6 protein-coding genes and 1 pseudogene are annotated in these 12,484 nt (G+C 68.4%); 1 reads left to right on the forward strand and 6 read right to left on the reverse strand.

What is annotated here, in order from left to right:
• Nucleotides 1-163: 163 nt before the first annotated feature.
• The 6 genes and pseudogenes from QH195_RS09950 to QH195_RS09975 form a co-directional block, all read right to left on the reverse strand.
• Entirely contained in the window at nucleotides 164-3,955 is a 3,792-nt protein-coding gene (locus QH195_RS09950; RefSeq protein WP_280435147.1) for a multifunctional oxoglutarate decarboxylase/oxoglutarate dehydrogenase thiamine pyrophosphate-binding subunit/dihydrolipoyllysine-residue succinyltransferase subunit, read from the reverse strand.
• A gap of 107 nt (nucleotides 3,956-4,062) precedes the next feature.
• Nucleotides 4,063-7,695 (reverse strand): ABC transporter ATP-binding protein, encoded by a 3,633-nt coding sequence (locus QH195_RS09955; protein WP_280435148.1) that lies wholly within the window; start codon nucleotides 7,693-7,695, stop codon nucleotides 4,063-4,065.
• Between the two features lie 92 nt (nucleotides 7,696-7,787).
• The gene (locus tag QH195_RS09960) at nucleotides 7,788-8,570 is read right to left on the reverse strand and encodes an ABC transporter permease (protein ID WP_280435149.1); all 783 of its coding nucleotides are present in this window, start codon (nucleotides 8,568-8,570) and stop codon (nucleotides 7,788-7,790) included.
• Nucleotides 8,567-9,502: an ATP-binding cassette domain-containing protein gene (locus tag QH195_RS09965; RefSeq protein WP_280435150.1), complete on the reverse strand. Its 936-nt coding sequence runs from the start codon at nucleotides 9,500-9,502 to the stop codon at nucleotides 8,567-8,569. Before QH195_RS09965 ends, QH195_RS09960 begins: the two co-directional genes overlap by 4 nt.
• 179 nt (nucleotides 9,503-9,681) lie before the next feature.
• Nucleotides 9,682-10,323: pseudogene (locus QH195_RS09970) on the reverse strand (hypothetical protein); the annotation flags it as partial.
• Nucleotides 10,324-10,467: 144 nt separating this feature from the next.
• The gene (locus QH195_RS09975; RefSeq protein WP_280426066.1) at nucleotides 10,468-11,487 is read right to left on the reverse strand and encodes a glutathione S-transferase family protein; all 1,020 of its coding nucleotides are present in this window, start codon (nucleotides 11,485-11,487) and stop codon (nucleotides 10,468-10,470) included.
• Between the two features lie 114 nt (nucleotides 11,488-11,601).
• On the opposite strand from QH195_RS09975, the gene QH195_RS09980 reads away from it, so the two are divergent.
• Nucleotides 11,602-12,396, forward strand: a complete 795-nt coding sequence (locus QH195_RS09980; protein ID WP_280426065.1) for an enoyl-CoA hydratase/isomerase family protein — start codon at nucleotides 11,602-11,604, stop codon at nucleotides 12,394-12,396.
• The last annotated feature ends 88 nt before the right edge of the window (nucleotides 12,397-12,484 follow it).

Consider the following 12,484-nt stretch of genomic DNA (forward strand, 5'->3'; position numbering starts at 1 on the left):
CCCACCAGCTGACCGTCGACTCCCCGCCGCCGGGGGGGGGGGCCCCCGCGGCGCGGGGGGGGGCGGGGCGCGGGGCCGGGGGGGGGGGGGCCCCCCGCCCCCCCGCCGCCCCCCCCCCCCCCCCGGGGGCGGCCCCCCCCCCCGGGGGGCGGGGAGTCGACGGTCAGCTGGTGGGCTCGAACGCCTCATCGATGATCTCGGCCTGCTCCACCGCGTGCACCTTGCTCGAACCCGAGGACGGGGCCGACATGGCGCGGCGCGAGATACGACGCAGACGGCCCAGGCGCTGCGGCAGCAACTCCGGCAGGTTCAGGCCGTAGAACGGCCAGGCACCCTGGTTCGCCGGTTCCTCCTGCACCCACGCGATATCGGTCGCGTTGGTGTAGCGCTCCAGCGCCTCGTTCAACCGGAACTTCGGCATCGGGTAGAGCTGCTCCACCCGGACGATGGCGATATCGTCACGCTTACGCTTGGCCTTCGCGGCAGCCAGCTCGTAGTAGAGCTTGCCGCTGGTCAGCAGGATGCGCTTCACCGCGGCACGGTCGCCGATGCCCTGTTCGTAGGTGGGCTCGTCGAACACCGAGCGGAACTTGGACTCCGTGAAGTCCTTCAGATCGCTCACCACGGCCTTGTTGCGCAGCATCGACTTCGGGGTGAAGACGATCAGCGGGCGGCGGATACCGTCCAGTGCGTGCCGACGCAGCAGGTGGAAGTAGTTCGCCGGGGTGGACGGCACCGCGACCGTCATCGACCCCTCCGCGCACAGCTGCAGGAAACGCTCGATCCGGCCGGAGGTGTGATCCGGGCCCTGGCCCTCGTGCCCGTGCGGCAGCAGCAGCACGACCTCGGACAGCTGACCCCATTTCGCCTCACCGGAGGAGATGAACTCGTCGATGATCGACTGCGCGCCGTTGACGAAATCGCCGAACTGCGCCTCCCACAACACCAGTGCGTCCGGGTTGCCCAGCGAATAGCCGTATTCGAAACCGACGGCGGCGAATTCGCTCAGCGCCGAATCGTGCACCGCGAACCAGCCCGGGTTGGCGCTGTTGATGTTGTGCAGCGGGGTGTACTCGGCGGCGGTCTTGCGGTCGATGATCACCGAATGCCGCTGGGTGAAGGTGCCGCGACGGGAATCCTGACCGGTCAACCGCACCGCGCGACCCTCGTCGATCAGCGTGCCGAAGGCGAGCAACTCGGCGAACGCCCAGTCGACCTTGCCCTCGTAGGCCATTTCGCGGCGCTTCTCCAGCACCGGCTGCACGCGCGGGTGCACGCTGAAACCGTCCGGTACGTTGATGAACGCGTCGCCGATCCGCTGCAGCACCGATTTGTCGACCGCGGTGAGCACGGTGGACGGGATCTGCTGGGCGTCCTCCACCGATTCACTCGGCCCCGGCGGGTATTTCTCCAGCTCACGGACTTCGTTGAAGACCCGCTCCAACTGTCCCTGGTAATCGCGCAGCGCGTCCTCGGCCTCTTTCATCGAGATATCACCACGGCCGATCAGGCTTTCGGTGTAGCTCTTGCGGACACTGCGCTTGGTGTCGATGACGTCGTACATGTACGGCTGGGTCATCGACGGGTCGTCGCCCTCGTTGTGGCCGCGGCGGCGGTAGCAGATGAGGTCGATGACCACGTCCTTGCGGAACTTCTGCCGGAAATCTACCGCCAGGCGGGCCACCCAGTCGCAGGCTTCGGGATCGTCGCCGTTGACGTGGAAGATGGGGGCGCCGATGAACTTGGCGATATCGGTGGAGTACTCGGTGGAACGGCTGTTCTCCGGTGCGGTGGTGAAGCCGATCTGGTTGTTCACCACGATATGGATGGTGCCGCCCACGCGGTAACCGCGCAGACCCGACAGGTTCAGGGTTTCGGCGACCACGCCCTGACCGGCGAACGCGGCATCACCGTGCAGCATCAGCGGCACGACCGAGAACCCTTCTTCGCCGTCGCCCTTGTCCAGCAGATCCTGCTTGGCGCGCACCAGACCCTCGAGTACCGGGTCGACCGCTTCCAGATGCGACGGGTTGGCGGTCAGCGAGACCTCGATCTCGTTGTCGCCGAACATCTGCAGGTAGGTGCCGCGGGCGCCGAGGTGGTACTTCACATCGCCCGAGCCGTGCGTGGCGGCCGGGTTCATATTGCCCTCGAACTCGGTGAAGATCTTCGAGTAGGGCTTGCCGACGATATTGGCCAGCACATTGAGCCGGCCGCGGTGCGGCATACCGATGACGACCTCGTCGAGCGAATGCTCGGCGCACTGGTCGATCACCGCGTCCATCATCGGGATAACCGATTCGGCGCCTTCGAGGGAGAACCGTTTCTGGCCGACGTACTTGGTCTGCAGGAAGGTTTCGAACGCCTCGGCCGCGTTGAGCCGGTTCAGGATGTACTTCTGCTGGGCGACGGTCGGTTTCACATGCTTCTGCTCGACCCGGTCCTGGATCCACTTCAGCTGTTCGGGTTCCAGGATGTGGGTGTATTCCACACCCACATGCCGGCAGTATGCCTCGCGCAGTACCGACAGCACATCGCGCAGCTTCATGCGCTCCTGGCCGTGGAAACCACCGACGTTGAACTCGCGGTCGAGGTCCCACAGGGTCAGGCCGTGCTGGATGACGTCCAGGTCGGGATGGCTGCGGAACTTCTCCTTGACCAGGCGTAGCGGATCGGTATCGGCCATGAGGTGCCCGCGGTTGCGGTAGGCCGCGATCATCTCCAGGACGCGGGTGCTCTTGTCGACCCCGCGCTCCTGAATATCCTTGCGCCAGCGGATCGGCTCGTACGGCACACCCAGGCCGTGGAAGATCTCGTCGTAGAACTCGTCGGCGATGAGCAGCTTGTGGATGGTGCGCAGGAAATCACCGGATTCCGCGCCCTGGATGATGCGGTGATCGTAGGTCGAGGTCAGCGTCATGAGCTTGCCGATGCCGACCTCGGCGATCCGTTCGTCGCTCATACCCTGGAACTCGGCCGGGTACTCCATGGCACCCGCGCCGATGATCGCGCCCTGGCCCTGCATCAGCCGCGGTACGGAATGCACGGTGCCGATGGTGCCCGGGTTGGTCAGCGAGATGGTGACCCCGCTGAAATCCTCGGCGGTGAGTTTGCCGTCGCGGGCCCGGCGGACGATGTCCTCGTAGGCGGTGTGGAACTGGGCGAAGTTCATCTCTTCGCAGCCCTTGATGGCCGCGACCACGAGGGAACGGCTGCCGTCCTTACCGGGCAGGTCGATGGCCAGACCCAGGTTGGTGTGGGCGGGGGTCACCGCGTTCGGCTTCCCGTCGACCTCGGCGAAATGCCGGTTCATGTTCGGGAAGGCCTTCACGGCCTGCACGATCGCGTAACCGAGCAGGTGGGTGAACGAAATCTTCCCGCCGCGGGTACGGGCGAGGTGATTGTTGATGACGATCCGGTTGTCGATCATCAGCTTGGCCGGTACGGCCCGCACACTGGTGGCGGTGGGGATGGCCAGCGACGCCGACATGTTCTTGGCGACCGCGGCGGCGGCCCCGCGCAGTACCTTCTTCTCCTCGGCGGCCGAGGGTTTCGGCGCGCCGGAAGTGGGGGCGGCGTTGGAGGTCGGCGCCGGGGTGGTCTTCGGCGCGCGCTGCTGCTGCGCGGTCGCGGAGGTTTTCGCGGCGGCGGTGGCGGGCGCGGCCGGTTTGGCCGCACCGGCCGGGGCGCCGGGGGCGACGGCGCGGGTCTGTACAGAGGCCGCTTCGGCCGGGACCGGGGCCGAATTCACCGCACGGGCCGCCGGTGCCGGGGCGGACTGGGTGGTGTTGCCGGAATCACCGGAGGTCTCGGGGGTGTAGTCGGCGAGGAACTCGTGCCAGCTGGCGTCGACCGAGGATGGATCCTGTTTGAACTTCTGATACATCTCGTCGACCAGCCACTGGTTCTGACCGAACTGGGATTTTGAGCTGCTCACAGCAGGTGTTCGCCTCATTTCGTTCTTCGCGCTGCGACGTTTGTGACGTGCCCGGCACCGGGGATCGGTGGATGGGTACCGATACGCCCTCTGACGAGGATAGGCCCCTGTGCCCATCGGCCACGTCACCGACCACCGGTCTGCCCCGACCTCATAGTTGACGACTTGTGTCCTATCGAGAATATTCCTTCCGCGTTACCCGCGGCTGTCCACAGGCGGGCATACTCCCCGCCGGCGGCCAACAGCTCGGCGTGCGTCCCGAGTTCCACGATCCGGCCGTGCGCGACCACGGCGATACGATCGGCGCGCGCGGCCGTCGCCAAGCGGTGCGCGACGACCACCGTGGTCCGGTTGCGGGCCAATGAACCGGTCGCTGCCAGCACTTTCTCTTCCGTATCGGGGTCGAGGGTGGCAGTCGCCTCGTCGAGGAGCAGTACATCGGGGTCGACGAGCTGGGCACGCGCCAGCGCGATGAGCTGACGCTGACCGGCGGACAGGCCGCGGCCGCGTTCCCCGACCGCCCGGTGCATTCCGCCGGGCAGGCCGGCGATCATCTCCGCCGCGCCCACCGCCCGGGCGGCCGCAGCGATCTCGGTTTCGGTCGCGGTCGGTTTCCCGAATGCAATGTTGCTCGCGATATCGCCGGTGAACAGGTGAGCTTCTTGCGGGACCATGCCGAGCCGGGAGCGGTACCGATCCAGCCGGTAATCGCGGATGTCCACCCCGTCGGCCCGGACGACGCCGGAATCGGTTTCGGCGAGGTCGTAGAGCCGGGCCAGCAGTTTGACGATGGTGGATTTTCCGGCGCCGGTAGCGCCGACCAAGGCCAGCGAGCGACCCGGAGCCACGGCCAGCGATACCTCGTCGAGTGCGGGACGCTCGGTGCTCGGATAGCGGAACCGGACGGCATCGAGTTCCAGGTCTCCGCGCAGCCCGGTGGTGAGCGGGTCGGCCCCGGGCGGGTCCGCCCGGATCGACGACGGCGTGCGCAACAGTTCACCGATCCGCCGCAGGCCGACCCGTGCCTGCTGGTAACCGTCGAACACCTGCGACAACTGCTGCACCGGACCGAACAGCAGCTCCAGGTACAGCACGAACGCGATCAGGGTGCCGGCGCTGGTTTCCCCGGCGGCCACCGCATGCGCTCCGGTGAGTACCACCAGGGCCAGCGCCAGATCCGTCCACGACGCCATGAACGCGAAGTACAGCGCGATGGCCCGCTGGGCCCGCATCCGGCTGCGGCGGTAGCCGGAGGAGTATTCGGCGAATCGGTGCGCCGAACGCCGTTCGTGCCGGTAGGCCTGGACGGCGCGCAGACCGGCGACGTTCTCCTGGAAATCCGCGTTCACCGTCGACACCCGTTCCCGGGAGATGCTGTAGGCCACCGAGGCGACCCTGCGGAAGATCACCGTGGCGATGATCAGCGGTGGGAGTACGCCCAGCAGCACCACGAGGGCGAGCTGCGTATCGATCACCAGGAGGGCGAGCGCGATCCCCGCCAGCGAGAGCGCGCTCACCAAGGCGGTCGACACACCGGTCTGCAGGAAGGTGGACAGCGCATCGACATCGGTGGTCATCCGCGTCATGATCCGGCCGGACAGCTCCCGCTCGTAGTAGTCCAGCCCCAGCCGTTGCAGATGGGCGTAACTGCGGATCCGGAGCCCGTAGAGGACGCGTTCGCCGGTGCGGGAGGTGAGCAGTGTGGTCGCGGCGGCCACCACCCATCCGGCCAGGACCAGTCCCGCACCCAGGAGTGCGGTGACGGCGAGTGCGCCCGGGTCGGATCCGGCGACTCCGGTATCGATGGCGTGACGCACCAGCGGCGGGAAACCGATTCCGATGAGAGCGTCCAGGGCGAGCAGCAGAACCGAGAACAGGACCAGGAGACGCACCGGGCGCAGCAGCCGGGCCAGCCGGAAACCGGGATCGGGTTCGCGCAGCCGGGCGGGATCCAGCCGGGGTTTCTCGGCTGCCGCGGGCAGGCGGGCGATCTCACGGCGCAGCTCGGGTGTTTCGCTGAGATTCGCCGCGGCGGCCATCCGGTCACCCGCCTGCGCGACCGGCAGGCGTTCGGCCACGACGGGACCGCTCACCACGGCCGTCGCCGGCTCCGGCAGTCGGATCACCCGGTCGGCATGGGTCAGGGTGGATTCGCGATGGGCGAGGATGATCGTGGTCCGCGACCCCTGGTCGGGCAGGGCGCCGAAAATGGCCGCCTCGGTCACCGCGTCCACCGCCGAGGTGGCGTCGTCGAGGACGAGAATCCGCGGCCGGGCCAGCAGCGCCCGGGCCAGCGCGATACGTTGCCGCTGACCGCCGGAGAGCGTGAGTCCGCGTTCCCCGACCACCGTGTCGTAGCCGTCGGGCAGTGCTTCGATGAAATCGTCGGCGGCGGCCTGGCGGGCGGCCTCCCGGATCTCGGCGTCGGTGGCGTCCGGCCGGCCCAGCGCGATATTGGCGGCGACGCTGGAGCTGAAAAGGAACGGGTCGTCGAAGACCACGCCGACGGCCGCGCGTAACTGCGCCGCGGCGACATCGGCGATATCGACGGGCTCCGTGGCGTCCGCGCCGAGGAGCCGGATCCGGCCGGCATCGGGGGCATAGAACCTGGGCAGCAGCAGTGACAGGGTGGTCTTCCCGGACCCCGCCGGACCGATCACCGCGACGGTTTCACCGGGGCGTACCCGCAGATCGAGATCACGCAGAATCGGTTCCCCCGGCTCGAAACCGAAGGTCACCGACTCGAGTTCGATTCCCAGTGGGCCGTCGGGAACCGGCACCGGCCGTGGCGGGTCCGCCACCGCGGGACCCGCGTCGATCACCTGGTACACGCGCTCGGCCGCGGCGCGGGTGAGCTGGGCCAGGATGATCACCGACGCCATCGTGCGTGCGGTGGTGGTCATCGTCGTGACGTAGGCGCTGAATGCGAGGAACGTTCCGAGGCCGATGCTGCCCTGCAGCGCCAGCCAGCCACCGAGCGCGATCACCACCACCAGACCCGCCTGCGGTATCGCGGCCAGTGTGGGTGAGAAGCGGGCGTTGATACCGGCGGCGCGCATCCGTTCGGCGAACAACCGGCGCCCGTGCCCCTCCAGGACGTCGACCATGCGCGCTTCCTGGCCGAACCCCTTGACCACCCGCACCCCGGTGACGGTCTCCTCCACATGCTGGGCCAGCTCCGCTGCCCGCTGCTGCGCGGACCAGGTCGCGGCGTGCAACCGGGGTCGCATCCGATAGACCACGGCGATCACGAGCGGCACCATCAGCAACGCCGCGCCGGCCAGCGGCGGAGACAGCCACAGCATCACCCCGGCCGCGAGTACGAACTGCAGCAGCGACATCCCCGACAGCGGTGCCATCGCCAAGAGCGATTGCACCAGCTGCAGGTCGGTGATGGAGCGGGAGACCACCTGGCCGGTGCGCAGGGCGTCCTGGCCCGCGCCGTCGAGCCGCTGCAGCGAGCCGAGCAGTTGCAAGCGCAGACCGTGCTGGACGTCGAGAGACAATTTTCCGGCGAGCATCCGCCGCCCGAACGAAGCAACGAACCGGCCGGCCGCGAGCAGCGCCAGCAGCCCGGCGACGATACCGATGACCCGGGTTGCGCCGGTTGTCGCCGAATCCACGGCCCACTTGGTGAGCAGCGGTGCCACGATCTCGGCCGCCGCTCCGGCCACCAGCGCCAGCGCGATACCGGCCAGTGTGCCGCGGTAGTGCCGGCACTCCGACCACAGCCGGCGGATCCACCCCGGTTCGCTCATCCGCCCCTCCCGTATACCCCCGCTTTCACCTGCCATCGACCATAACGACGCCTACCGACAGGGTCTTGTTCCCGGGAGCGCGGCCGGCCGGTTCAGAGCTCCGCGCGCCGCAGCGACCACCAGCTCCAGGCGCCGATACCGACGGTCCACAGCAGTAGCACGACGATCGCCGCGGGTGCCGGGGCCAGGAGATCGGCGTCGGTGAAGGATCCCGAGAAGAGGGTGCTCAGGGTGGCGGATCCGGGTAGCAGTGTCACGACGCCCGGGATGCCGATGCCCGCGGTGACCACACACAGCAGAGGTTCGACGAGCAACAACCACCCGAGGACGGCGCCGACCGCCAGCAGCGGCGTTCGTACCAGCAATCCGATCCCGGTGCCGATCAGCGCCCAGCAGACGGCGGCGATCAGGCCACCACCGAGTACCGCGAACAGTGAGCCGGTGAACTCGAATTTGTCCCGGCCGAACAACAGCAGGCAGAGCAGGGCTGCGATCTCCACCGCCAGCGCGGCCGCGAGCGCGGCGAGACCGGTGACCAGGAATTTCGCGCCGGCCAGCTTATCGCGGTCCACGGTGAACAGGGCAGTGATCATGAGGGTGTCGTGCTGATGTTCGCCCGCCGCGCCCGCGGCGCCGAATGCCGCGGAACCGAGGACGACGGCGAACAGTGCCAGATAGAGCCCGATGGTCGCCGCGCCCGTCACCGGCTCACCTTCCGGGTCCCGCGGGCCGGCCAGGATGGCACTCGTGGCGGGCGCCGCGATCGCTACGGCCATCGCCAGCCCGGCGAGGACCCGGGTGTAGCGCAGCGTGACGGCCTTGCGGTATTCGGAGAGGACCGGCGGAATCAGTTCCGCGGGTACGACGTCGATCATCGGGAAACCCCGTACGGCAGAGAGGTGGACGGCGGCATACCCGGCCGGGCCGCGGCGGCATGGGTCAGTGAGGCCAGAACGCGGTCGGGATGGATCCGGTCGGCCATGATCCCGTGCAGCCGGACCTCGGCGGCCCGGGCGGCCTCGACGATATCGCCCTCCGTCGCGCCGGCCACGGCGAGTTGATCGTCCGGCCGGATCACCGCATCGGTGAAGCCGCGCGCGGCCAGTGCTGTCGCGATCGCGATCGATGAGGAGGACGCGACCACCAGCCGATCGGGATTGCGCCGCCGCAACCGTGCCGGGCTGCCCTGGTAGGCGACCGTCGCGGTGGCACCGAGCACCACCAGGTGGTCGGCGACCGGCAGCGCCGTGACCAGGCTCTGCGCGGTGAACAACACCGTCCCACCGCGGCGGGTGTGCTGCCGCAGGAAGCCCTGCAACCAGGAGATCTCGGTGAGCTGCATACCGGCGGTGGGGTCGTCGAGGATCAGCAGCGGCGGATCGCCGAGCAGCGCGGTCGCCAGGGCGGCGCGGGCTTCTTCACCGGACGTCAGTTCATCGGGGACCGTACGGGCGCGCTCGGTGAGTCCGGTGGTCTCCAACACGGCGGGTATCCGGCGGTCCGGGTGCCCGCCGGCGGCGGCGTACACCCGCAGATGGTCGCGAACGGTGCGCCGTGGATGCAGCCCGCGGGGCGCGAGGACGGCGCCCACCGCAGAACTACCGCGCCCGCCGTCCAGGGTCACCGACCCCGTGGTGGGCGGAAGCAGCCCGAGCAGGGCCGCGACGATCGTCGATTTCCCCGAGCCCGGGGGACCCACCAGCGCGGCACAGGTGCCCGATGCGATATCGAAGGACACATCCTGTGCGCCGATCGCGAAATCCGGGAAACGTTTGGTCAGCCCCCGGACTGTGATCGCGGGCCTCATCGGGGATCGGCCGGCGGTTGCCGGGGCTCGGTCGGCAGTGGTGCGGGTGCTTCCGGCGGCTGCCGATGCCCGTCCTGTTCCGGTGCGACGGGCGATCCCGTGGCCGGCGGCAGCAGCGAATCCTGCTGCGCCGCCTTGTCCGGCTGCTCGGCGGCGGGCATGAGCTGGGCGTCGATCACCATCTCGTCGGGGAAATAACGCGGCGCCGGACCGAAAGCCTTGCGGGCGTTGTTGATTGTGGACTTGCCGAGGGCCCGGTTGCCGAAACCGCCGATGACGGCGCCGATCCCGGCGGGCACCACCTTCCCGGCCATCAGCGCGGCGCGTTTCGTGAGGAACCGCACGATGAACCGTTTGAGCAGCGAATCGTTCATACCGGATAGACCGGGAATCTTGTTCGCGAACACGGTGCCCCAGTTCTTGGCCGAGGAGCCGACGCTTTTCTGCACGATCTCCATACCGCTGTCACCCAGAACGACGGCCAGCACCATGGCGCGGCGCTGCGGCGCGTCCTCGGGCCGCACTCCGTGCACGGCGGCCACCGCGAGCGTGAACAGCGCCGAGGCCTCCATGAAGAAGGTGGTCTCGGCGCTCACCGCGGCGAGCGCGGCGATCGTACCGACCCCCGGAACCGCGGCCGAGGCACCGACCGCGCTACCACTGCCCGTCACCGCCAGCAGATACTGGCGTTCCAGGCGTTCGACGATCTGGGCGGGTGTTTCGTCCGGATGGGCCCGCCGCAGTCGCGCAACGTACTTGGCGACGGCGGGTGCTTGTAGCCGGGAACCGTGGTCGAGCGCCTCGATCACGGCTTTTTCCACTGCCCCGTTACGCACGGCGTCATCCTCCTTTGCGGGCCCTGTGCACTGTATGACACCGGGCCGACGTTCGTCCGTTCCGACAACGGATTACCCGACTCCCGGGTTCCGATGCGCACCCGGGGCCGGTGGCCGTCTGCTGGGGAGCTACCTCGCGCCGTGTCGTGCGGGTACTTCCTCGGCGGGAAGCGGCGGGGGTGGCGGGGTGCCGTCGCCGAAGGGGCGTCCGCCGAGGGCCTCGCGGCCGTGCGGGGACAGCCAGTCGGACAGTTCCGGTCCCTTCGGCACGATCTGCGTGGGGTTGATATCCGTATGGACCTTGTAATAGTGGTCTTTGATCTGCGTGAAGTCGACCGTGTCGCCGAATCCGGGGGTCTGGAACAGGTCTCGGGCGTATGCCCACAGAACCGGCATCTCGGTGAGTTTGCTCCGGTTGCATTTGAAGTGGCCGTGGTACACGGGGTCGAAGCGGGCCAGGGTGGTGAACAGCCGGACATCTGCTTCGGTGATCGTGTCGCCCACCAGATAGCGCTGCCCGGACAGGCGGTCGCTGAGCCAGTCCAGTGCCGTGAACAGCCGATCGTATGCGGCGTCGTAGGCGTCCTGGGCGCCGGCGAAACCGCAGCGGTACACCCCGTTGTTCACTTCGCGGAAGACCCGGGCGTTCACCTCGTCGATCTCGCCGCGCAACGGTTCGGGATACAGCTGTGGTGCACCGGCGCGGTGATGGGCGGTCCATTCCAGCGAGAAATCGAGGGTGATCTGCGCGTAATCGTTGGTGACCACCTGCCCGGTGGGTACGTCCACGATTGCCGGCACCGTGATCCCGCGCGGGTAGCCGGGGTATCGGGCCAGGTAGGCGTCGCGCAACCGGGGGATCCGCAGGACCGGGTCGAGGCCGCCGGGGTCGAGGTCGAAGGTCCAGCTCAGCTTGTCGTGGGTGGGTCCGCACAGGCCCAGCGAGATCGCCGATTCCAGGCCGAGAAGACGGCGCACGATCAGCGTCCGGTTCGCCCACGGGCAGGCCCGGGCGGCGACGAGCCGGTAGCGGCCCGGCTCCACCGGATACCCGTCGCGTCCGTCGGCGGTGATCCGAGTGGTGATGTAGTTGGTATCGCGCTTGAACTCACCCGGTTCGACGTAGCTGCCCTGTTCCGTTTCGGTCATGTCCCCAGTCTGGCAGGACCGGCTCGTCAGCTCACGGTAAGAGCGAGTCAGGTCCCGGCGGCGGTAGCGGGAGCGTGACCACGTAGGCCCTCGCTCATACCTGATAATCACAGCATGAGCGCTACCAAACCCACTCGTCTGCAACGTTCGGTCACCACGGGCGGCGCCGAGGTCGCGACGCTGACGCTGGCGGCACCGCCGCTCAACCTGTTCGACAAGGCCATGTTCGACGCACTGGCCGGTGATATGGCCGAGCTCACCGCGCGGCCGCCGCGGGCTCTGCTCATCCGGGCCGAGGGAAAGGTGGTCTCCGGCGGTGTGGACGTGCACAGTTTCGACGGGCTGACCGCCGAACAGGGCGCGCAGCTGTGGCAGGACCTGTTCGACCGGATCAGCCATCCGATCGAGGCACTGCCCTGCCCGGTGGTGTTCGCGGCGCATGGGCTCACGCTCACCGCCGCCTTCGAGATCGCCCTGGCCTGTGATCTGATCCTGGCCGCGCCGAAGGCGAAGTTCGGGCTGGTGGAGATCGTGGTCGGGCTGACTCCGTCGATGGGCGGTCCGCAGCGGCTGGCGGAGCGGGCGGGGTCGGGCCGGGCGCGCGAACTGGTGATGACCGGCGATCTGTACGACGCGGCCACCATGCTGGAGTGGGGAGTGGTGAACCAGATCCACGACGATGTGGAAACCGCCGCGGTGGCGCTCACCCATCGGCTGGCCGAAGGTCCGACGCGTGCGCACGCGGCCACCAAACGGATCGTGGAGGCGTGGCGTTCGGGCGGGGTCGGCCATGCGGATTCCGTGACACCCGATGTCTCCGGCGAGTTGTTCGATACCGAGGATCTGCCACGTGCGGTACGCAGCTTTCTCGAGGTCGGCCCGGGTAAGGCCACTTATAGCGGTCGTTGAGTAGCGGGAGAATTGCCGGAAAACGCCCTCCGGATCTCGATTCGATTCGATTCGTCGACTCCGCTCCCATCTTTGTGATCTGGGTCAT

The organism is Nocardia carnea (assembly GCF_029868855.1).
Taxonomy (GTDB): domain Bacteria; phylum Actinomycetota; class Actinomycetes; order Mycobacteriales; family Mycobacteriaceae; genus Nocardia; species Nocardia carnea_A.

Bases quoted from the DNA above. Each gene is read 5' to 3' on its own strand.
- QH195_RS09975 (WP_280426066.1), bottom strand. From the start codon at position 11,487: ATGACCGAAACGGAACAGGGCAGCTACGTCGAACCGGGTGAGTTCAAG.
- QH195_RS09965 (WP_280435150.1), bottom strand. From the start codon at position 9,502: ATGAGGCCCGCGATCACAGTCCGGGGGCTGACCAAACGTTTCCCGGAT.
- QH195_RS09955 (WP_280435148.1), bottom strand. From the start codon at position 7,695: ATGAGCGAACCGGGGTGGATCCGCCGGCTGTGGTCGGAGTGCCGGCAC.
- QH195_RS09980 (WP_280426065.1), top strand. From the start codon at position 11,602: ATGAGCGCTACCAAACCCACTCGTCTGCAACGTTCGGTCACCACGGGC.
- QH195_RS09960 (WP_280435149.1), bottom strand. From the start codon at position 8,570: ATGATCGACGTCGTACCCGCGGAACTGATTCCGCCGGTCCTCTCCGAA.
- QH195_RS09950 (WP_280435147.1), bottom strand. From the start codon at position 3,955: ATGAGGCGAACACCTGCTGTGAGCAGCTCAAAATCCCAGTTCGGTCAG.